This window comes from Mesorhizobium sp. B2-4-2, from assembly GCF_006442845.1.
In the GTDB taxonomy this organism is placed as follows: domain Bacteria; phylum Pseudomonadota; class Alphaproteobacteria; order Rhizobiales; family Rhizobiaceae; genus Mesorhizobium.
This window is the reverse complement of the sequence record NZ_VFVM01000003.1, coordinates 435,688-455,900: the sequence shown is the minus strand read 5'-3', so window position 1 is coordinate 455,900 and position 20,213 is coordinate 435,688. Positions and strand designations below refer to the sequence as shown.

Sequence of the window (20,213 nt, the reverse complement as noted above, 5' to 3'; positions counted from 1 at the left end):
ATGCGCTGGAACATGATGGCCTTGGCCTCTTGCCTCGTTATGGCGGGCTGTGTCGGCAACTCCATGTCCGAGCGCCAGGACGAAAACGTCCAGTCCTCATTGCAGTATGACAGCGTGCCTTGCGGGCAGTTGCTGGCGCAACGCAACGCCTTGGCGCAGCAACACAACCTTTCACAGCAGGCCAAGCCGACCTTCTCCAATCCGGCGATGGGTTTTGGCCCGTTCATCCCGGACATGCGTTCCAAGGCCAAGCGCGATGCCGACAAGGCAAGCGGCGAGATCGACGCCATGAATCGGTCCATCGAGCGCCGCGATTGCGGCAAGCCGGACAAGCAGAAGAAGCTCGCACTGCCCGGCTAAGCTGGCCTCTGCGAGACCCTCACCTCCACGTCCCCGCCGGACGGGAGGAAGCGTGAGCCGCGTCGAGGTTCCTTAATATCCCGCTTTGCGGTCCACCAGGTTCTCCAGCTTTTCGCCCCGCTCGAAGGCGTCCATCTGGCGCAGCATGATCGGTGCCAGGTGGACGGGATCGGACGTGGCCGCGGCATGCGGCGTCACGAACACCTTCGGATGGGCCCAGAGCGGGCTGGTCTTCGGCAGCGGTTCGACCTCGAAGACGTCGAGGCTCGCTTCCTTCAGCGTGCCGTCGTCGAGCGCGCGCAGGATGTCGGCGTCCTTCTGCAGGCGGCCGCGACCGGCATTGATCAGCACCGAGCCGCCAAGACCGTTGCGCTTGCGCAATTCCTTCAGCACGCCGTAATTGATGATACCCTTGGTATCCGCCGTCAGCGGCAGCAGCACGACCAGTATGTCTGTGGCATTGAGGAACGGGATCAGCCCGGCCTCGCCGCAATAGGTCGCGACACCTTCCATCGGCCGGTCGGTGCGCGACCAGCCATTGACCGCGAAGCCGAGCGACAATAGCGCCGACGCCGCCGCGCGGCCGAGACTGCCGAGCCCCATGATGCCGACCGAGATGTCTTCAGCGGTGCGCTGCGCCGGCTCGCGCCATATCTTCTTCGGCTGCTGCGAACGGTACAGCAGGCCCTGGCGGTGATGATCGAGCACCCGCCAGACGACATATTCGGTCATGTGCTGGGCCAAATTGCCGGCGACGACCTTGACGATCGGCACATCCGGCAGGCCGGGATCGGAGAAGATGTGGTCGACGCCGGCGCCGATCGAGAAGATGGCGCGCAGATTGGGCAGCGACCCCAACAGGTTCGGCCGCTGCTTCCACACCACCGCATAGGTGATCGAAGGATCGCTGGCGCCGTCCGGCTCGAGCACCACCTCGCGCTCTGCGGACAGCAGTTCACGCCAGCGCTGCGGGTGAAAGCCGGTGACGGCAAGCAGGATTTTGCCTTTTTCCATTTATGGATTTTGTCCTGTTGTTCGGTTTGGAGCAATTGCGGGAAAGGCGCGGCGGCTTTCCGTCCGGAATTGCGAAGGGAGAAGTCACTCGCTGACGACCCCCGTCGGGGCGGTTTCTATCTTGAAGGCGGCCGAAATCAGCGCCCGAGTATAGTCGGTTTGCGGCTTTTCAAAAATCTGTTCGGAAGGACCGGCTTCGACGATCTGGCCATTGCGCATGACGATGACATCGTTGGCCAGGGCCCGGATGACCTTGAGGTCGTGGCTGATGAAGAGATAGGCGAGGTCATGCTTGGCCTGCAGGCTGCGCAGGAGGTCGACCACCTGCGCCTGCACGCTCATGTCGAGCGCCGAGGTCGGCTCGTCCAGCATGACGAAACGCGGGTTGAGCACCATGGCGCGAGCTATGGCGACGCGCTGGCGCTGGCCGCCGGAGAATTCGTGCGGATAGCGGTTGCGCGTGGCCGGATCGAGCCCGACTTCCTTCAGCACGTCGACCACCTTGTCGTCGCGCTCGTCGAGCGACAGCTTCGGCTCGTGGATCTTCAAGCCTTCTTCGATGATCTCGGCGATGGACATGCGGGGACTGAGCGAGCCGAAAGGATCCTGGAAGACGATCTGCAATTCGCGCCTGAGCGGGCGCATGGCGTTGAACGAGAGCTGGTTGATGTCGCGCCCGTTGAACTGGATGGTTCCGCTCGACGAGATCATCCGCGCCAGCGCCAGGCCGAGCGTGGTCTTGCCCGACCCGGACTCTCCGACCACGCCCAGCGTCTGGCCGGCCCGCACGGTGACGTCGATGCCGTCGACCGCCTTCACATGGTCGACGGTGCGCCGGAAGAAGCCCTGCTTGATCGGAAACCAGACTTTGATGTCCTTGCCGGTCATCACGGGTGCCGCGGCGCTGTTGGCCGCAGGTGGCTTGCCCTTGGGCTCGGCCGCCAGAAGATGGCGCGTATAGGCGTGCTGCGGATTGGCGAAGATGTCCTTGGTAGGCCCCATCTCGACGATCTTGCCCTTGGTCATCACGCACACCCGGTCGGCGATCTTGCGCACGATGCCGAGGTCGTGGGTGATGAACAGCATCGACATGCCCTTGCGGCTCTTCAGGCCGGCCAGCAATTCGAGGATCTGCGCCTGTACGGTGACGTCGAGCGCTGTCGTCGGCTCGTCGGCGATCAGGAGTTCCGGTTCGTTGGCCAGCGCCATGGCGATCATGACGCGCTGGCGCTGGCCGCCGGACAGCTGGTGCGGATAGGCGTCGAGGCGCTTCTGCGGCTCGCGGATGCCGACCTCGTTGAGCAGGGCCAGCGTGCGCGCCTTGGCCGCGCGGTCGGCCATGCCCTGGTGCAGCTTCAGGATTTCGACGATCTGCTGCTCGATCGTGTGCAGCGGATTGAGCGAGGTCATCGGCTCCTGGAAGATCATGGTGATCTTATTGCCGCGCACCTGCCGCAGCTGCTTCTCGTTCATGGCGAGCAGGTCGGCGCCCTGGAACAGGATCCTGCCCGAGGGGTGGCTTGCGCTGGGATAGGGCAAGAGCTTCAGCACCGACAGCGCCGAGACCGATTTGCCGGAGCCGGATTCGCCGACCAGCGCCACCGTCTCGCCCTTGGCGATGTCGAAGGAGATGTGATCGACGGCCAGCGACTGCTGTCCGCCTTGCGCAAAGGCGACGCTGAGGTCCCGGACCGAGAGCAGGGGAGGCTCGCTCATCGGAACGTCTTGCGCGGATCGAAGGCGTCGCGTGTCGCTTCGCCGACGAAGACCAGCAGCGACAGCATCAGCGAGATGACGACGAAGCCGGAAATGCCGAGCCACGGCGCGTTGAGATTGCGCTGCGCCTGCTTGAGCAATTCCCCAAGCGAGGCCGAGCCCGGCGGCAGGCCGAAACCGAGATAGTCTAGCGAGGTCAGCGTCGAGATCGAGCCTGAGAGCAGGAACGGCAGGAAGGTCAGTGTCGCCACCATGGCGTTGGGCAACAGGTGCCGGAACATGATGGTGCGGTTGCGCACGCCGAGCGCGCGCGCCGCGTTGACGTACTCGAAATTGCGCGCGCGCAGGAATTCGGCCCGCACCACGCCGACCAACGCCACCCAGGAAAACAGCAGCATCAGCCCGAGCAGGATGAAGAAGCCCGGCGGCAATATGGCGGCGACGATGAGCAGGAGATAGAGCACGGGAATAGCCGACCATATCTCGATGAAGCGCTGGAACAGCAGGTCCGTCCAACCGCCGAAATAGCCCTGTAGGGCGCCGGCCGCGACGCCGATCAGAGCCGAGCCGGCGGTCAGGATCAGTCCGAACAGCACCGAGATGCGGAAACCGTAGATGACCCGCGCCAGCACGTCGCGCGCCTGGTCGTCGGTGCCCAGCCAGTTCCAGTTACCGACGCTGCAGGCCGGATCATCAGCCCCTTGCGGGTACTGGTTGCAGCGCGTCTTGGCGTCATACTGCCAGGACGGCTTGGCCGGGGCTGCTTCGGGAATGGCGTTGTTGACGGTCTGGTATGAATAGCGGATCGGCGGCCAGATCATCCAGCCATTGGCGTTGATCTCGTCCTGGATCACCGGGTCGCGATAGTCGGTGACGGCATAGAAGCCGCCGAACTTCTCTTCGGGATAGGCGACCAGCACCGGAAACAGGATCTCGCCCTTGTAGGAGGCGATGATCGGCTTGTCGTTGGCGATGAATTCGGCGAACAGCGACAGCACGAACAGGACAAGGAAGATCCACAGCGACCAGTAGCCGCGCCGGTTGGCCTTGAAGTTCTGCAGGCGGCGCTTGTTGAGCGGCGACAGAAACGGCCGCGGCATCCGCTCCGGCACGACCCCGGCGGTAACACTTGCCTCCGACATCAAACGTCTCTCCGCTCGAAATCGATGCGCGGATCGACCCAGGTGTAGATGAGGTCGGACAGCAATCCGACGAACAGGCCGAGAAGCGAGAAGATGTAGAGGTTGGCGAACACCACGGGATAGTCGCGTTCGACCACCGACCGGAAGCCGAGCAGGCCGAGCCCATCGAGCGAGAAGATGTTTTCGATCAGCAGCGAACCGGTGAAGAAGGCCGAGATGAAGGCGCCGGGAAAACCGGCGATGACGATCAGCATGGCGTTGCGGAAGACATGGCCATAGAGCACCTGCCGTTCCGAGAGGCCCTTGGCGCGGGCGGTCACCACATACTGCTTGCGGATTTCCTCCAGGAAGGAATTCTTGGTCAGCAGCGTCGTCGTGGCGAAGGCCGACAGCACCAGCGCCGTCAGCGGCAAGGTCATGTGCCAGAGATAGTCCCCGATCTTGGCCGGCCATGACAACTGGTCCCAATTGTCCGAGACGATGCCGCGCAGCGGGAACCAGTCCCAGAACGAACCACCGGCAAACAGCACCATCAGCATGATGCCGAACAGGAAACCCGGAATGGCATAGCCGACGATGACGACGCCGCTGGTCCAGATGTCGAAGGGGCTGCCGTCCTTCACCGCCTTGCGGATGCCGAGCGGGATCGAGATCAGGTAGGACAGGAGCGTGATCCACAGCCCGATCGAGATCGACACCGGCATTTTTTCCAGGATCAGGTTGAGCACCGAAATGTCGCGGAAATAACTGTCGCCGAAATCGAACCGGATATAATTCCACAGCATCAGGCCGAAGCGCTCGAGCGGCGGCTTGTCGAAGCCGAACTGCTTCTCCAGCTTCTTGATGAATTCCGGATCGAGCCCCTGCGCGCCGCGATATTTTGAACCGACGTCGCCGGCGGCATCGAAATTACCGCCGCCCGCATCGCCGCCGCCACCGCCCAGACGGTCGCTGCCGCCCTGGTTCGTCAGCTTGGCGATGACCTGCTCGACCGGGCCGCCGGGCGCAAACTGGATGACGGCGAACGAGATCGCCATGATGCCGAACAGGGTCGGAATCATCAAAAGGATGCGGCGCAGGATATAGGCGCCCATCAGATGGTGCCCTCCCGACGCATGTGATTGGCGAAACCGTCGATGAACGCGCCTCTTTCCCCGTCACTATACGGGCAGAGGATGCCGGTCCACCCTCCGCAGCTGCGGCGCAGCTGCTGCGGAGGACGGGCAGGCAGGTGAGGGGCGGTGCTTACGCCCGCAAGAAATTCAGCCTTTGCCAATTTTTGCCGCCTTGCCCTTGTCGAACCACCACAGCGTCTCGACCGGAAAGCCGAAATCGGGCTTTTGCTCGACGAAGCCGAACATGTCCCAATAGGCGACGCGGTGATTCGCCAGATAGTATGTTGGAATCCAGTCCAGCCGCGCGCGCAAGACCCGATCGAGCGCTCTGAGCGCGGTGACGAGTTCGGACCGGCTTTGCGCCTTGCCGGCTGCCACGATCAACGCGTCGATGGCCTTGCTTTCTGTTCCGGGGTAGTTGCGCTGCCCCGGGATTTTCGCCATTCGAGAATCATAGAGCATCTCCAGGCTGTCATCAGTCGGCGTCGCCCCGATCGACCAATGCAGCACGGTAAGATCGAAGTCGAAATCGCTCTGCCGCTGTTCATATTGCGCCGAATCGACCTGCCGGATCGAAGCGTCGATCCCGATCGCCTTCATATTCTCGGACCATGGGGTGTAGATGCGAACGATGCCGTCATCCTCCGTCAGCATTTCCACCCGCAGCCGCTCGCCCTTGTCGTTGACGACGAAATTGCCCGCCCGCTTCCAGCCGGCTTGCGCGAGCAATCTCGAAGCCTCGCCCAGCAGCTTGCGATCATGGCCTGACCCGTCGGACAGAGGCTGCGTCACGGCTTCGCCAAAAACCTCCGGTGGCAACTCGGCCCGGAATGGCTCCAGCAGGACCAGTTCCTCAGGCGAGGGCAAGCCTTCGGCCTTGTAATCCGACCGTTCGAAGTTCGATTGAGAGCGCTCGTAAGAGCCATAAAACAACGCCCGCTTCATCCATTCGAAATCGAAACACCGGGCGATCGCCCGTCGCACCCGCTCATCGCGGAATTGCGCACGACGCTGGTTCAGTGCGACGCCCTGCATGTCTGGCGTCTTCTCGCCGGGAAATTCCCGTTTGACGACCTTGCCGTCCTTGAGCGCCGGAAAATCGTAGCCGGTCGCCCAGACCCGCGCGGTAAACTCCTCGCGAAAATGCGTGTCACCCTTCTTGAAGGCTTCGAACGCCGCCTGCCGGTCGAGATAGAAGTCGATGCGGATACGGTCGAAATTATACTGGCCGCGATTCACCGGGAGGTCGCGGCCCCAATAGTCGGGCACGCGCTCATATTCGACTGTCTGTCCCGCGGCCACTCGCCCCATTTTGTATGGTCCCGAGCCGAGCGGCGGCGTCATCGTCGAGGCATTGAAATCATTGACCGCATAAAAGGCCTTGGACACGATCGGCATCGCCACGATCCTGAGGATGTTTTGCGCGGACTGTTCGCCGTTGAAGGTAAGGTTGAGGGTGAGTGGATCCTCGGCGACCGCGTCGGTCATATACCGCAACGCCTGGGAAAGGTTCGGATGCCCTTGCTCTTTGTAAAGCTTCAACGCGAAGACGACGTCTTCGGCGGTTAGCGGCGAGCCGTCGTGGAAACGCGCTTGCGGTCGCAGCGCGAAGCGGAAGCCGTTGCGGTCTTGCGACAAGGTGACGGACTCGGCAAGCAGGCCGTAGACCGCATCCGGCTCGTCGAGCGCGCTTGCCATCAAGGAATCGAAACAGAGTTCGGTGCGCGGCGGCGCATCTCCTTTCAATACCAGGGAATTCAACGTGTTGAAGGTCAGGAAGCTTTGGTTGAGCGTGGCGTTCGGCGGCGCGAAATTCATCTGGCCGCCCTTGGGTGCATCCGGATTGACGTAGTCGAAATGCGTGAAATCCGGTTTGTATTTGAGGTCGCCGTAGGCGGACAGGCCGTGCAGTTTGGTGCCGGTCGCAATATTGGCAAAGGCTTTTCCGGGCAACAGGGCGGCGACAGCGGCGGCACTGCCCAAGCCCAGGAAATCGCGACGGGGCAGCACCGCCATCAATTGTTGCCCTTGTATTTGGCCGCCAGCGCCTTTTCCTTCTCCGGATCGATCCACCAGGAATTCTGGTCGGCGCCGATATAGCTCGGCTGTTTGGCGGGAATGCCGAATTTGTTCCAGTAAGCCAGCCAGACCACGGCTCGATAGTACTGCGGCACGACGTAGTAGTTCCACAGCAGCACGCGGTCGAGCGCATGGGTGGCGGCAACCAGATCGTCGCGGTCGGTGGCGAAGATGATGCGGTCGACCAGGGCATCGACGACCGGGTTCTTGATGCCGGCGTAGTTGCGCGACCCCGGTCGGTCGGCTGCCCTGGAACTCCAGAAGTCGCGCTGCTCATTGCCAGGCGATTCCGACTGGCCGAGTTGCCCGATAATGACATCGTAGTCGAAATTGTTGACGCGGTTGACGTACTGGGTCTGGTCGATGATGCGCAACGTGGCGTCGACGCCGATCTTGCGCAGATTGGCGATATAGGGGCTGGAGATGACCTGGTCGGTGTCGTTCCAGCCGAGTATCTCGAACTTGAACGGCTCGCCGGTCTTGGCATTGACCATCTTGCCGCCCTTGATCACCCATCCAGCCTTGGCGAAGAGGTCGACTGCCTGCTTCAGGTATTTCCGCTCGGCCTGCGGCGAATCGTAGACCGGCAGCTTGAATTCCTGGGTGAACAGCTCGGGCGGCAGCTTGTCGCGATACTGTTCCAGAATTTCCAGCTCCTTGCCTTGCGGCAAGCCGCTGGAGGCCAGTTCAGTTCCCTGGAAATAGCTGCTGGTGCGGGTGTTGAACCCGTAGAACAGCGTACGGTTCATCGTCTCGAAGTCGAAAGGATAGGTCAGCGCGGCCCGCACCAGGCGGTCCTGGAACAGCGGGCGCCTCTGGTTGAGCATAAAAGCCTGCATCGGCTCTGGCGAGGTGGTCTTGAATTCCTGCTTGATGACATCGCCGGCCTTGACCGCCGGGAAATCATAGAATGTCTTCCAGCGCTTCGAACTGTTTTCCGGTTTGATGTCGTCAAGTCCGCCCTTGGTGAAGGCCTGCCAGGCGGCATTGTCATCAAGGATGTAGGTGAAACGCTGCCTGTCGAAATTCTCGCGGCCGACCTTCACCGGCAGCTTGGCACCCCAATAGTCCGGCACGCGCTGCCAGACGATTTCCGAGCCAGGCTTGAAGCTTGCGATCTTGTAGGCGGCGGAGCCGAGCGGCGGCTCCAGCGTCGGCCTGGTGACGTTGCGCTTCTTGCCGTTGGCATCCGTGCCTTCCCACCAGTGTTTCGGCAGCACGGCGAGGTCACCCAGGATTTTAGGCAGCTCGCGGTTGCCCTTCTGGCTGAAATGAAACTCGACTTCGCGATCCGAGACGGCCACGGCATCCGTGACGTTCTCGAAATAGCGGCTGTACATCGGGCTGTTGGCCTTCAGCACCTGGAATGACCAGATCACGTCGTCGACGGTGATAGGCTGGCCGTCATGCCACTTCGCGCGGGGGTCGAGCCGGTAAGTCGCCGAGGAAAAGTCGGCCGGGTATTTGTAGGCGTCGGCGATCAGCGGATGACTGACACTGCCTTCGTCGGTCGCCTGCTCCATCAGCGTGTCGTAGAGCAGGCCGCCGCCGAACCCGACCAGGCCGGCGGCCGGTGAACCCTGCACGATATAGGGATTGAAGCTGTCGAACGTGCCCAGTACCACCGAATTCAGCGTGCCGCCTTTGGGCGCGTTGGGATTGACGTAGTCATAGTGCTGGAAATTGTCGCCATATTTGGATTCGCCGATCAGCGATGAGGTGGTGCGCCATTCATCGGCCAGGGCCGCCTGCAACCCCGCGGCCAGCAGGGCCGCCGCCAGCAACGATTTGAGAAGCACTCGGCCAAGCGTCATCCACTGTCCTCTTCGCGATGCGTGCCATCATCCAGAAAGGGCAATCTAGATGATTTGCCGCGCGTGAAAACCGCCATGCGCGGCTTTGTCGCCGCATATGCGGTTTTCCTAACGAAAAAGCCGGGCTGAACCCGGCTTTTTCAAGGTCGTCGAGACTATATCCGGTTTATTGAGCAGGCGCCGGTGCCGGGGCGGCCGGAGCTGGTGCGGCCGGAGCTGGTGCGGCGGGAGCCGCAGGCGCCGCTGGCTTGGCAGGAGCTGCGCCTTCGGCCGGCTTGGCCGGTGCGGCCCCTTCGGCGGGCTTGGCGGGGGCGGATGCATCGGCGGCAGCGCCCGGCGCGGGCAGCGGCTTGGGATTGTCCGACAGCGTGCGCAGATAGGCGATGACGTTGGCGCGGTCTTCTTCCTTCGGCAGGCCGGCAAAGCCCATCGCCGTGCCTTTCACGAATTTTTTCGGCGAGGTGATGAAGTGGTTGATGTTGTCGTAGGTCCACTTCTCTGTGCCGCCCTTGGAAAACTCCTTCATGCCGGCCGAATAGGCGAAGCCCTCATGCTCGGCGACCGGGCGGTCGATGAGATCCCACAAATCCGGGCCGACCTTGTTGGGGCCGCCCTTCTCGCCGGAGTGGCAGGCCTGGCATTTCTTGAAGATGGCAGCGCCCTGTTCGGCACTTGCGTTGGCCAGAAGATCCGCGATCGGCTTTTCGGCGGCTGCCGGAGCGGCGGGGCCGCCCTCGGCGGGCTCGGCGGCCTCGATGGCGAAGCCGGGCTTTTCCGGAGCGGGCGAGGCAAACAGCGCGTCCGACACGATGCCGACCGAGAACACCACGAAAACGGTTCCGAGCAATCCGGCGAGCAGCTTGTTGACTTCGTTGGAATCCATACGCCCCTTGCTCCCTTTTCCGGCGGACCGATCCGTCCACTCCGTCCGTCGGTATCGAGACCTGCCCTCCAGAGCCGGTCAAATCGCGCGGAAACTAGGTCTTTTGCTCCGGCGTTGCAACACCTATAAGGGCGCTTCCAGTGAGACCTTTTGCCACTTTCCCCTCCTCGTTTCGAACGCCCGCCAAACCGATGTCCACCTTGATCCTGATCCCCGCCCGCATGGCCTCGACCCGGCTCCCGGGCAAGCCGCTGGCCGACATTGCCGGCGCCCCGATGATCGTCCATGTCGCGCGCCGCGCCGCCGAGGCCGGGCTTGGCCGTGTGGTGGTGGCGACCGACACGCAAGGCGTGGCGGAAGCGGTGCGCGCGCATGGTTTCGAGGCGGTGATGACGCGCTCGGACCACGAATCGGGTTCGGACCGGATATTCGAGGCCCTGACGGTGCTGGATCCGGCAAACAAGGTCGAAACCATCGTCAATGTGCAGGGTGACCTGCCGACCATCGATCCCGCGATCATCGTGGCCTCGCTCAGGCCGTTCGAGGACAAGGCGGTGGACATCGCCACGCTCGGCGTCGAGATCGAGCGCGACGAGGAAAAGACCAATCCCAACGTCGTCAAGATCGTTGGCTCGCCATTGTCGGCCACCAGGCTGAGGGCGCTTTATTTCACCCGGGCCACCGCGCCCTGGGGCGAGGGCGCGCTCTATCACCATGTCGGTCTCTATGCCTATCGCCGCTCGGCGCTCGAGCGCTTCGTGGCGCTCAAGCCGTCGCCGCTGGAACGCCGCGAGCGGCTGGAGCAGTTGCGGGCGCTGGAAGCCGGCATGCGCATCGACGCCGAGATCGTGCGGTCGCTGCCGCTCGGCGTCGACACGCCGCAAGACCTGGAACGGGCCAGGACGATCCTTTCAAACTGAGCGCCGAACCGACACCCCTTCAACGAGCTTTGGCCATGCCTGAAAAGACCAACAGAATATCCTTCCAGGGCGAGCCCGGCGCCAATTCCGACACCGCCTGCCGTAACGTCTATCCCTCGATGCAGCCGCTGCCGTGCCCGACCTTCGAGGATGCGTTCAACGCGGTCGAAACCGGCAAGGCCGATCTCGCCATGATCCCGATCGAGAACACCATCGCCGGGCGCGTCGCCGACATTCACCATCTGCTGCCGGAATCGAGGCTGCACATCATCGGCGAATATTTCCTGCCCATCCATTTCCAGCTGATGGTGCTGCCAGGTGTGAGGCGTGACGAGATCAAAACCGTGCACAGCCACATCCATGCGCTCGGCCAGTGCCGCAAATACGTCCGCAAAAATGGCTGGAAGGCGGTTGTCGCCGGCGACACGGCGGGCGCGGCCAAGATGGTCTCCGAGGTCAAGGACCGTACCATGGCGGCCCTGTCCCCGGCATTGGCCGCCACGCTCTACGGCCTCGACATCATCGAGGAGAATGTCGAGGACACCGATTCCAACGTCACGCGCTTCGTCGTCCTGACCAAGAACAAGCAGTGGGCCGAACGCCCGTCGCCTGACGCCAAGATGATGACGACCTTCATCTTCCGCGTCCGCAACGTGCCGGCCGCGCTCTACAAGGCGATGGGCGGTTTCGCCACCAACGGCATCAACATGACCAAGCTCGAGAGCTACCAGCTCGGCGCCTTCACGGCGACACTGTTCTACGCCGACATCGAGGGCCACCCCGACGATCCGCTGGTCAAGCTGGCGCTGGACGAGCTTCGCTTCTTCTCGCGCGAAGTGCGGATCCTCGGCGTCTATCCGGCAAGTGAGTCACGCGAGCAGTGGAAGGTAGCGGATTGAGCTACCAGCCAAGGGGCACATAGTCGATCTCCATGAAGGTCTCGACTTCAGGAATCCAGCGGTCGCGCACGAAGGCGACGTGGTCGGGATGGTCGTTGTACCTGGTATAGGCGGCCTGGTCGGCGAATTCCATGGAGAAGCCGAACTGGTAGTCGTTCTTGGGGCTGACCTGGCGCAATTGTTCGAAATGGGTGACGCCCCTGATCGCCGAGAGGAATTTTTTGGCGTCGACCAGGAACCTTTTTTCCTCCAGCGAGTGCGGCGGATGCTTCAGCGTGAACACGACGGTATGGCGGATCATTTCCCTCTCCTGATTTCCATTATTCGCTGTCGACCCAGGCGCGGATCAGGTGATGCGCGATGGCTCCCTTCGGCGGCGTGATCAGATTGCCCGGATGCTCCCTGGCCAGCATCAGGCGCACCTCGTCGCGCAAGAACCAGCGGCAGTCTTCCAGCTCGTTGAGGTCGGCCTGGATGTCTTCATTGAGCGGCTCGCCGAAGCAGCCGATCATCAGCGAATAGGGGAATGGCCAGGGCTGGCTGGCGTGGTAGACGACGCGGCCGAGCCGGATGCCGGCCTCCTCCAGCGTCTCGCGGCGCACCGCCGCCTCGATCGTCTCGCCCGGCTCGATGAAGCCGGCAAGGGCGGAGTACATGCCCGGCGCGAAATGCCGGCCGCGCCCGAGCAGGCATTTCTCGCGCGTCGCCGTCAGCATGATCGCCACCGGATCGGTGCGTGGAAAATGCTCGGTGCCGCAATTCGGGCAATGGCGCTTGTAGCCGCCGGCCCGCATTTGTGACTCGGTCCCGCATTTGCTGCAGAAACGATGGCTGGCGTGCCAGGCGAGCAGCGCGGCGCCCTGCGCCATCGCTCCGGCGGCCGCTTCGTCGATCAGGCCTTGCATGTAGACCGAGCGGTAGTCGATGGCCTTGACCGTTTCGGGAAGCTGTTCCGGCTCGAGGCCGGCGGTCACCGCCAGCACCGGGCCCTGGTCGGAGAATCCAAGCAGCACACCGCTGCCGGGCAAGGTCTGGAAGGGCAGGCTTTCGGCGACGCCGAACCAGGGATCGAAGCTGCCGTCACGAACCTTCAGGTAGAGCCGGCCGCCCTGCATCAAAAGCAGCCTGGTTCCAGGATCGGCGAGCGCTTTGTCGACCGAATCGTCGGCGCGGTTCTCGGATTGTCGGTCGATACTGTTGCCGGCGAAGCCGACGAATTGGCTCGGCTCGCGCAAGGGCGCGTCAAACAGGCTAAAGCTCATGCGGACTCTGGGCGTTCGGGATGGACACGTTCGGGATGGACACGGGAAGGCTTATAGCGCCGCCCTTATCGTTTCGGCAAACCGGCGCAGCTCGGAGCGCTGATAGGGCTCGCGCAGGCCGTGCCCCCACACCGGGCCTGGCCAGCCGGGATCGCCTTCCGAACGGGCGATGACGTGGATGTGCAGCTGGCGCACGATGTTACCGAGCGCGCCGGTGTTGATCTTGGTGCAGCCGGTCACCTTCTTCAGCGCCTGCGCCACCATATTGGTCTCGAAGGTCAGCATTGTCTGGTCGAGCGGCGTCATGTCGTGGATTTCCTCCACGCCCGGCCGCTGCGGCACCAGAAGCAGCCATGGCCAGCGGCGGTCGTTCATCACGCGCAGTTCACACAGCCCAAGCCACATCAACTGCTCGCTGTCCGCCTCCAGCCGGGTATCCAGCGTGAATCCGGCCTTCAGGCCCGGCAGCATCGGCGTTTCCCTTGCTTTTGGTGTTTTCCTCAGAGTCATGAACGCTAGAGCGGCTGCATCGAGGCTGCAAGCGAATCTCGTGGCTGGTGCAGCCGATTTGCCTGCGCCCTTGCATTTCGTCGCCGAATTGCCGATATGGACGGAGGGAGGTTGGTGGTGGACGATCCACTCGCCAACCGGGTCAGGTCCGGAAGGAAGCAGCCCTAACGAGCCCGGAACGGGTCATTGTTCCAGCCTCCCACCTCATCGGCCCTTCTCGCGACGTTGACGACGCATTGCAGCGCGGGCGAAACTATGCGCAGGAATCGGCCGCCTTTTGGCGCGGCCATTTGGAGTTTTGCGGGCGAATGAGCGAAGCCGGAAATTCGGGACCAAAAAGCCTGGAGATAGGCAAGGCTGGCGCCTATCGCGTGCTGGCGCGCAAGTACCGTCCGGCGAATTTCTCCGAACTGGTCGGCCAGGAGCCGATGGTGCGCACGCTCACCAACGCTTTCGCCACCGGCCGCATCGCCCAGGCCTGGATGTTGACCGGCGTGCGCGGCGTCGGCAAGACCACGACCGCGCGCATTCTCGCGCGGGCCCTGAATTATAAAACGGCAACAATCGACCAGCCTTCCGTCGACCTTGCCGTGCTCGGCGAGCACTGCCAGGCGATCATGGAAGGCCGCCATGTCGACGTCATCGAGATGGATGCCGCCTCGCACACCGGCATCGACGACATCAGGGACATCATCGAACGGGTGCGCTACGCGCCGGTCTCGGCCCGCTACAAGGTCTACATCATCGACGAAGTGCACATGCTGTCGACGCAGGCCTTCAACGGCCTGTTGAAGACGCTGGAAGAGCCGCCGCCGCACGTCAAGTTCATCTTCGCCACCACCGAAATCCGCAAGGTGCCGATCACCGTGCTGTCGCGCTGCCAGCGCTTTGACCTGAGGCGCATCGATGCGGCTGTGGTGAAGGCTGATCTCGCCCGGATAGCGGGCCTGGAAGGCATCGAGGCGGAAGACGACGCGCTGGCGATGATCGCGCGCGCGGCCGAGGGGTCGATGCGCGATGCTCAATCGATTTTCGACCAGGCCATCGCGCATGGCGGCGGTGCGGTCAGCGCCGAAGCCGTGCGCGCGATGCTGGGTCTCGCCGATCGCGCCCGCGTCGTCGATTTGTTCGAACATGTCATGAAGGGTGACGTTGCCGCGGCACTGGCGGAATTGCGCGCGCAATACGACACCGGCGCCGATCCGGCCGCCGTGCTGACAGACCTTGCCGAATTCAACCATCTCGTCACCCGGCTGCGTTTCGTTCCGGCCGCCGCCGACGACGCGGCGCTGTCGCAGGACGAGCGCGAGCGCGGCGCCGATTTCGCGCGGACGCTCTCGATCAAGGTGCTGTCGCGGACGTGGCAGATGCTGCTCAAGGGCATCCCGGAGGTGCAGTCGTCCAACCGCCCTGTAAGTGCCGCCGAGATGGTGCTGATCCGGCTGGCGCATGCGGCCGACCTGCCGACGCTGGACGAAGCATTGAGATCGCTGGAGAACGGCCTGCCGGCGCCGGGCGCCGCGCCGCGTTCGAACGGCGCGCCGGCGAGCCCCGGTAATGGCGGCGCTCCTGGTGGCAACGGCGCCAGCGCAGTGGCGCAGGCGCGCATGCCCGGCGGGTCGGGCGGCGCGCAGACCATGCGGCTGGTGGAAGCCGCGCCCGCTCCGGCCGCCTTCATTGCGCCTGTGCAGCCGGCGCCGGAGGCGCAGCCAATACCGCTGAAATCGCTGGCCGATATTGTCGCCCTTGCCGACGCGCAGCGCGACATCGCCTTCAAGGTGCTGGTCAAGCGCTGCATCCGCCTCGTGCGCATCGAGCCCGGCCGCATCGACGTCAGCCTGACCGACGATGCGCCCAAAATGCTGCTCAACGATTTGACGACCAAGCTGCGCGCCTGGACCGGTCGCAACTGGCTGGTGTCGCTGTCGAAGGAAGAGGGCGGCCAGACGCTGGCCGAAATGGAATCGACCAGGCGCGAGAACGCTTTGCTCGACGCCAAGAGCGATCCGACGGTCGCCGCCATCCTGGCGTGTTTTCCCGGCGCCAGGATCATCGACGTGCGCATCCCCGACGCGCCGGAAGCCGACGCGGTCGAAGCCGAAGTGCCGGTCGAGCCGCCGGCGGACGACGACGAACCCTGACGAAACCACGACTCTGCAAAGGATCGGACCATGAAAGATCTTCTCGGCCTCATGGGCAAGGCGAAGGAAATGCAAGCCAAGTTCCAGGCTATGCAGGACGAGATCGCCACGGTCGAAGCCGTCGGCCAGGCCGGCGGCGGCCTGGTCATTGTCACGTTGACCGGCAAGTTCGAGATGAAGTCGCTGAAGATCGACCCGTCTCTGTTCAAGGAGGATGAGGTGGAGATCCTCGAAGACCTGCTTCTGGCCGCTCACAATGACGCCAAGGCCAAGGTCGAGCAGATCATGCAGGAAAAGACCAAGGCGCTGACCGCCGGCCTGCCGATTCCGCCGGGAATGAAACTGCCGTTCTAGATGCATGTCGCCCAAGAGTGTGCGACGGTTTTGGGGATAACGACATGCATAAAGCCAAAGACTAGTTGGCCATGGCCGAAGAGCCGTCCGAAAGGCTGATCGAGCAGCGTATCCGCAACAGGATCTACGAGATCCTGGAAATCCTGGCCGATTCTGATGCCGGCGTCGATCTCGTCGGCATCAAGGGCTATTTCAACCTGTTCGAGGATTTCGTGCATCGCCCCTCGATCGAAGCCGGTACTTCGGCGCTCTCGAAGGAAGAACGCGCCATCGTGCTGGAGATCGCGGATTTCCTGGAGGCTGCCGGGGAGGCCAACCCCGATTTCACCAGGTCCGAGTTCATCGACAGCGACTGGCCGGGAAAGATCGCGCCGGTCGCCCGCAATGCGCGAGCATTGTTCCTGAAGCGCGGGCTGTTCTCGGAGAAATTCGAAGAAATTGAGCCAGGACGGCCGGCAGCGATTTCAGCCGGGCGATAATGCATGTCGTCCAAAAGCGGTCTCGGCCTGGACAAGGGCGTGCATAAAACAAAGGCTTGAAGTCCGGATCTTGCCACGTAACTGTGCCAGTTTGGCAACAGCATCTCATCAATAACGTTTTAGCCATCATTTTGCCCGAAAGTGTCTCATTCTTGCCGCAGCCTGGGGGCGGGCATCGAAGTGAGAGGGTTACCTGTTGATTGCCACGCGATGGAAGACGCCGCTGTTGCTCGGCGTCGTCACGTCTCCCCTGTTCCTGGCCGCTTGCAGCCAGACCGCGTCACACGGCATGTCCAGCCTGACCGACGCCATCACGCCGAGTTTCCTGAGCTCCCGCGGCTACCACACGCCGAAGGACAGGGAATGCCTGGAAAGGGCGATGTTCTTCGAATCCAACCGGTCGAGCCGCGATGGCATGATCGCCGTCGGCACTGTCGTGATGAACCGGCTGCGCTCCGGCAAACATGGCGACACCATCTGCGCGGTGGTGGGCGAGCGCGGCCAGTTCGCGCCCGGCGTCATGACCAGGCCGATGAATTCGCGTGCCATGCCCGATGTCGAGGAAGCCGCCGACGCCGTGCTCAAGGGCGAGCGCAAGGCCAAGCTCAAGAACACGATGTATTTCCACACCGCGGGCCTGCGCTTCCCCTACAAGAACATGCATTACACCATGGTCGCCGGCGGCAATGCGTTCTACGAGAAGCGCGGCCGCAACTGGCAGCCGCTGCCGGACGAGCCGACGGTCGCGGTCGCCTCGGCCGAGCAGCCAGCAGCCCTGCCCGGAGTTGCCGCGACTCGTGTTGCTTCCGCCGAGCCGGCGGCCAAGACATCCGATCGCACCGCTGCGGCCTACGTGACTGCCGCGGCGGAGCCGGTGCGCTCCGGCAAGGCGGCCCAGCAGACCTACGTGACGGCATCGGCTGCGCCGGCCGCAAAGTCTGCGCGCGTCCAGGAAAAGCCGACGATGGTGGCGATGCAGGAGCCGATGGAGGAACCGGACGCCGCTCGTTTTGGCGGGACCTTGAACACGAAGGTCATTTCCTCGGTGCAGGGCGCGCCGCAGGAAGCGGCGATGGGATTCCAGTCGACGCCTGAGAACACCGATGCCATCGGCGCGATGATCGTCAGCCAGAGCCGTCCGCTCGAAACCAACTGAGGCGGGCCGCACTTGACGGCCTGCCGGTGCTGGTTGGAGACGCGGTCCGGACGCAAAACCGCTTCGCACTTTTCGCGGAATTGCTCTAGATCAGGGCAATGTCCAAGCGAATCGCGGGTCCCGAGATCGAACGCCTGATCCAGCTCCTGGCCAAAGTGCCGGGGCTCGGTCCCCGCTCGGCCAGGCGCGCCGCGCTGCATTTGATCAAGAAGAAGGAACAACTGCTGTCGCCGCTCGCCGCCGCCATGGGCGAGGCGGCCGACAAGGTGCGCATTTGCTCCACCTGCGGCAATGTCGACACGTCCGACCCCTGCATGATCTGCACCGATCCGCGCCGTGACGCCGGCACGCTGATCGTCGTCGAGGACGTCTCTGATCTGTGGGCGCTGGAGCGGGCGGCGGCGATGAACGTGCGCTACCACGTGCTGGGCGGCACGCTGTCGCCGCTCGACGGCATCGGCCCCGATCAGCTCAACATCCGCTCATTGGTCGACCGCGTCGCCGGCGGCGAGGTCAAGGAGATCATCCTGGCCGTCAATGCCACGGTGGAGGGCCAGACCACGGCCCACTACCTGACCGATCAATTGCACGGTTTCGAGGTGAAGATAACGCGGCTGGCGCATGGCGTGCCGGTCGGGGGCGAACTCGACTATCTCGACGAAGGCACGCTGGCGGCAGCGCTGCGCTCCAGGACGGCGTTTTGACGCGATTGCGGGGAAGGATGCTTGTCACGGTGATCCCGCATCCTCAAAAGTTGGCGTTCCGTGGCGCCCCCCTCTGTCCTGCCGGACATCTCCCCCTCAAGGGGGGAGATTGGCAATTTCGCAGCCGGCATCTCCTTTTCAACGGCGGTGTTTGGCGAAGGCAGAGACAACAGTCGATCTCCCCCCTTGAGGGGGAGATGGCCGGCAGGCCAGAGGGGGGCGCCAAGGAACGCGGCCTCCGCAAGTTCTGCTTTGCGTTTTTCCTGGCGATACTGGCTGCACTGTTCCTCTCCACCCCCGCCTCGGCCGCCAAAGTCGACAACCAGTTCCGCGCCTGGCTGCGGAACGATTTGTGGCCTGACGCCAAGGCAAAGCGCATTTCCAAGCAGACCTTCGATGCCGCTTTCGACGGCGTCAAACCCAATCTCAAGCTGCCCGATCTTGTCATGCCCGGCGAGAAGCCGAAGACGCCGCAGAAGCAGCATCAGGCCGAGTTCGGCTCGCCCGGCGCCTATTTCGCCGAGAAGACCATCCGCGCGGTCACATCGGGCGGGCGGACGCGCGAGGCGGCCAACGCCAGGACACTCGCCGCGATCGAAAAGCGCTATGGCGTGCCGGGCGAGGTCCTTTTGGCGATCTGGGGCCGCGAAACAGGGTTCGGCGCGGCGAAGATGCCTTACGACGCCTTCGAGGTGCTGGGCACCAAGGCGTTCATGTCGACGAGGAAGGACTTCTTCCGCACCGAGCTGCTGGCGGCGCTCGAGATCGTCCAGCGCGGATTGGCCCCGGTGGATGCGATGAAATCGTCCTGGGCCGGCGCGCTCGGCCAACCGCAGTTCATGCCGACATCGTTTCTCAAGCATGCGGTGGATTTCGATGGCGACGGGCGTGTCGACATCTGGAGCTCGACGCCTGACGTGCTCGCCTCGATCGCCAACTATCTCGTCCATTATGGCTGGGTGAGGGGACGTGGCTGGGGCTTCGAGGTGACCGTGCCCGAGAGCGTCTCCTGTTCGCTCGAAGGCCCCGACCAGGGCAAGACAATCTCGCAATGGGCCGCAATGGGCATCAAGCGTGTCGGCGGCAAGGCATTCCCGGCGAGCGAGCTGAAGGCCGAGGGCTTCCTGCTGATGCCGGCCGGCCGCAGCGGCCCAGCCTTCATCGCCACGCCCAATTTCTACGTGCTGAAGCAATACAACACCAGCGACCTCTATGCCCTCTTCATCGGCCATGGCGCCGACCGCATCGCCCATGGCGATGCGAATTTTTCCGGCAGCTGGGGTGCGGTCGGTGACCTCCACCGCTCCGACATCGCCGCCCTGCAGCGGGCGCTGGAGGCCAAGGGCTATGATGTCGGCAGTGCCGACGGACTGCCCGGCTTCAAGACCCGCCGCTCGATCGGCGCCTGGCAGGAAAAGAACGGCAAGCCCGCCACCTGCTTCCCCGATGCCGGCCTGGTCGCTGCTCTGAAGTAACTCCCACGTCAGGGTTTTTTCTCGAATGCGGGCCTCTGTTGGCCTTCGCATGCTCCGGCTCGCCCGCCTGCCACTATGATCCAGTGAGCCGACGCATAAATGCTCGTTGCCCGCCGCGAGGCCGCCGGATATGCTGTTGACCAACTGGACAAAAACCACGACGGTAAGTGGTCAAAGGGGGCCCTTGTCG

19 protein-coding genes and 1 other RNA gene are annotated in these 20,213 nt (G+C 63.3%); 10 read left to right on the top strand and 10 right to left on the bottom strand.

Annotated elements, in window-relative coordinates; genetic code table 11:
- Positions 1-63 precede the first annotated feature (63 nt).
- On the top strand, positions 64-360 hold the full coding sequence (locus tag FJ942_RS09110) for a hypothetical protein (protein WP_246679726.1): 297 nt from the start codon (positions 64-66) through the stop codon (positions 358-360).
- A gap of 72 nt (positions 361-432) precedes the next feature.
- Here FJ942_RS09110 and FJ942_RS09105 read toward each other — a convergent pair whose 3' ends face one another.
- The 7 genes from FJ942_RS09105 to FJ942_RS09075 form a co-directional block, all read right to left on the bottom strand.
- Entirely contained in the window at positions 433-1,374 is a 942-nt protein-coding gene (locus FJ942_RS09105; protein ID WP_140897513.1) for a glyoxylate/hydroxypyruvate reductase A, read from the bottom strand.
- An 84-nt stretch (positions 1,375-1,458) separates the two neighbouring features.
- The gene (locus FJ942_RS09100; protein ID WP_140513100.1) at positions 1,459-3,090 is read right to left on the bottom strand and encodes an ABC transporter ATP-binding protein; all 1,632 of its coding nucleotides are present in this window, start codon (positions 3,088-3,090) and stop codon (positions 1,459-1,461) included.
- The gene (locus FJ942_RS09095) at positions 3,087-4,232 is read right to left on the bottom strand and encodes an ABC transporter permease (RefSeq protein WP_140657889.1); all 1,146 of its coding nucleotides are present in this window, start codon (positions 4,230-4,232) and stop codon (positions 3,087-3,089) included. Before FJ942_RS09095 ends, FJ942_RS09100 begins: the two co-directional genes overlap by 4 nt.
- Positions 4,232-5,326, bottom strand: a complete 1,095-nt coding sequence (locus FJ942_RS09090) for a microcin C ABC transporter permease YejB (protein WP_140496886.1) — start codon at positions 5,324-5,326, stop codon at positions 4,232-4,234. The genes FJ942_RS09095 and FJ942_RS09090 overlap by 1 nt, the downstream gene beginning before the upstream one ends.
- Before the next feature lie 168 nt (positions 5,327-5,494).
- Entirely contained in the window at positions 5,495-7,363 is a 1,869-nt protein-coding gene (locus FJ942_RS09085; protein WP_140496884.1) for an extracellular solute-binding protein, read from the bottom strand.
- A complete protein-coding gene (locus tag FJ942_RS09080) occupies positions 7,363-9,240 on the bottom strand; it encodes an extracellular solute-binding protein (RefSeq protein ID WP_140523803.1) in 1,878 nt (625 codons plus the stop codon). The genes FJ942_RS09085 and FJ942_RS09080 overlap by 1 nt, the downstream gene beginning before the upstream one ends.
- Positions 9,241-9,406: 166 nt before the next feature.
- Positions 9,407-10,123 carry a cytochrome c family protein gene (locus FJ942_RS09075; RefSeq protein ID WP_140897511.1) on the bottom strand — a complete coding sequence of 239 codons (717 nt, stop codon included), beginning with the start codon at positions 10,121-10,123 and terminating at the stop codon, positions 9,407-9,409.
- Positions 10,124-10,314: 191 nt separating this feature from the next.
- Here FJ942_RS09075 and FJ942_RS09070 point away from each other — a divergent pair, with 191 nt between their 5' ends.
- Both FJ942_RS09070 and FJ942_RS09065 read left to right on the top strand, forming a co-directional pair.
- Positions 10,315-11,043: a 3-deoxy-manno-octulosonate cytidylyltransferase gene (locus FJ942_RS09070; RefSeq protein WP_140556751.1), complete on the top strand. Its 729-nt coding sequence runs from the start codon at positions 10,315-10,317 to the stop codon at positions 11,041-11,043.
- Positions 11,044-11,078: 35 nt separating this feature from the next.
- Positions 11,079-11,942, top strand: coding sequence for a prephenate dehydratase (locus FJ942_RS09065; RefSeq protein WP_140817645.1), 864 nt, complete (start codon positions 11,079-11,081; stop codon positions 11,940-11,942).
- Position 11,943: 1 nt separating this feature from the next.
- Here the strand turns inward: FJ942_RS09065 and FJ942_RS09060 are convergent, their stop codons facing one another.
- From FJ942_RS09060 to FJ942_RS09050, 3 genes are read right to left on the bottom strand one after another with little or no spacing between them, the layout of a single operon-like run.
- The gene (locus FJ942_RS09060; RefSeq protein ID WP_140523808.1) at positions 11,944-12,243 is read right to left on the bottom strand and encodes a Dabb family protein; all 300 of its coding nucleotides are present in this window, start codon (positions 12,241-12,243) and stop codon (positions 11,944-11,946) included.
- Positions 12,244-12,262: 19 nt separating this feature from the next.
- Positions 12,263-13,204, bottom strand: a complete 942-nt coding sequence (nudC, locus tag FJ942_RS09055) for an NAD(+) diphosphatase (RefSeq protein ID WP_140496871.1) — start codon at positions 13,202-13,204, stop codon at positions 12,263-12,265.
- Between the two features lie 51 nt (positions 13,205-13,255).
- On the bottom strand, positions 13,256-13,675 hold the full coding sequence (locus tag FJ942_RS09050; protein ID WP_140556749.1) for an HIT family protein: 420 nt from the start codon (positions 13,673-13,675) through the stop codon (positions 13,256-13,258).
- Between the two features lie 145 nt (positions 13,676-13,820).
- Here FJ942_RS09050 and ffs point away from each other — a divergent pair.
- From ffs to FJ942_RS09010, 7 genes are all read left to right on the top strand, one after another.
- Positions 13,821-13,917, top strand: an RNA gene (gene ffs, locus FJ942_RS09045) — signal recognition particle sRNA small type.
- A 105-nt stretch (positions 13,918-14,022) separates the two neighbouring features.
- Complete coding sequence (locus FJ942_RS09040; protein ID WP_140897508.1) at positions 14,023-15,855, top strand: DNA polymerase III subunit gamma/tau; 1,833 nt, start codon at positions 14,023-14,025, stop codon at positions 15,853-15,855.
- Between the two features lie 30 nt (positions 15,856-15,885).
- On the top strand, positions 15,886-16,209 hold the full coding sequence (locus FJ942_RS09035; protein WP_140496865.1) for a YbaB/EbfC family nucleoid-associated protein: 324 nt from the start codon (positions 15,886-15,888) through the stop codon (positions 16,207-16,209).
- A 71-nt stretch (positions 16,210-16,280) separates the two neighbouring features.
- A complete protein-coding gene (locus tag FJ942_RS09030) occupies positions 16,281-16,688 on the top strand; it encodes a hypothetical protein (protein ID WP_140496863.1) in 408 nt (135 codons plus the stop codon).
- A 196-nt stretch (positions 16,689-16,884) separates the two neighbouring features.
- A complete protein-coding gene (locus FJ942_RS09025) occupies positions 16,885-17,844 on the top strand; it encodes a cell wall hydrolase (protein ID WP_140513118.1) in 960 nt (319 codons plus the stop codon).
- A 98-nt stretch (positions 17,845-17,942) separates the two neighbouring features.
- Positions 17,943-18,548 (top strand): recombination mediator RecR, encoded by a 606-nt coding sequence (gene recR / locus FJ942_RS09020; protein WP_140496859.1) that lies wholly within the window; start codon positions 17,943-17,945, stop codon positions 18,546-18,548.
- Between the two features lie 197 nt (positions 18,549-18,745).
- The gene (locus FJ942_RS09010) at positions 18,746-20,023 is read left to right on the top strand and encodes a lytic murein transglycosylase (RefSeq protein WP_140897506.1); all 1,278 of its coding nucleotides are present in this window, start codon (positions 18,746-18,748) and stop codon (positions 20,021-20,023) included.
- The last annotated feature ends 190 nt before the right edge of the window (positions 20,024-20,213 follow it).

Bases quoted from the DNA above. Each gene is read 5' to 3' on its own strand.
- FJ942_RS09095 (WP_140657889.1), bottom strand. From the start codon at position 4,232: ATGTCGGAGGCAAGTGTTACCGCCGGGGTCGTGCCGGAGCGGATGCCG.
- FJ942_RS09065 (WP_140817645.1), top strand. From the start codon at position 11,079: ATGCCTGAAAAGACCAACAGAATATCCTTCCAGGGCGAGCCCGGCGCC.
- FJ942_RS09105 (WP_140897513.1), bottom strand. From the start codon at position 1,374: ATGGAAAAAGGCAAAATCCTGCTTGCCGTCACCGGCTTTCACCCGCAG.
- recR (WP_140496859.1), top strand. From the start codon at position 17,943: ATGTCCAAGCGAATCGCGGGTCCCGAGATCGAACGCCTGATCCAGCTC.
- FJ942_RS09090 (WP_140496886.1), bottom strand. From the start codon at position 5,326: ATGGGCGCCTATATCCTGCGCCGCATCCTTTTGATGATTCCGACCCTG.
- FJ942_RS09085 (WP_140496884.1), bottom strand. From the start codon at position 7,363: ATGGCGGTGCTGCCCCGTCGCGATTTCCTGGGCTTGGGCAGTGCCGCC.
- FJ942_RS09080 (WP_140523803.1), bottom strand. From the start codon at position 9,240: ATGACGCTTGGCCGAGTGCTTCTCAAATCGTTGCTGGCGGCGGCCCTG.
- FJ942_RS09030 (WP_140496863.1), top strand. From the start codon at position 16,281: ATGGCCGAAGAGCCGTCCGAAAGGCTGATCGAGCAGCGTATCCGCAAC.
- FJ942_RS09010 (WP_140897506.1), top strand. From the start codon at position 18,746: ATGGCCGGCAGGCCAGAGGGGGGCGCCAAGGAACGCGGCCTCCGCAAG.
- FJ942_RS09035 (WP_140496865.1), top strand. From the start codon at position 15,886: ATGAAAGATCTTCTCGGCCTCATGGGCAAGGCGAAGGAAATGCAAGCC.
- FJ942_RS09110 (WP_246679726.1), top strand. From the start codon at position 64: ATGTCCGAGCGCCAGGACGAAAACGTCCAGTCCTCATTGCAGTATGAC.
- FJ942_RS09100 (WP_140513100.1), bottom strand. From the start codon at position 3,090: ATGAGCGAGCCTCCCCTGCTCTCGGTCCGGGACCTCAGCGTCGCCTTT.
- FJ942_RS09040 (WP_140897508.1), top strand. From the start codon at position 14,023: ATGAGCGAAGCCGGAAATTCGGGACCAAAAAGCCTGGAGATAGGCAAG.
- FJ942_RS09060 (WP_140523808.1), bottom strand. From the start codon at position 12,243: ATGATCCGCCATACCGTCGTGTTCACGCTGAAGCATCCGCCGCACTCG.
- nudC (WP_140496871.1), bottom strand. From the start codon at position 13,204: ATGAGCTTTAGCCTGTTTGACGCGCCCTTGCGCGAGCCGAGCCAATTC.
- FJ942_RS09070 (WP_140556751.1), top strand. From the start codon at position 10,315: ATGTCCACCTTGATCCTGATCCCCGCCCGCATGGCCTCGACCCGGCTC.
- FJ942_RS09075 (WP_140897511.1), bottom strand. From the start codon at position 10,123: ATGGATTCCAACGAAGTCAACAAGCTGCTCGCCGGATTGCTCGGAACC.
- FJ942_RS09050 (WP_140556749.1), bottom strand. From the start codon at position 13,675: ATGCTGCCGGGCCTGAAGGCCGGATTCACGCTGGATACCCGGCTGGAG.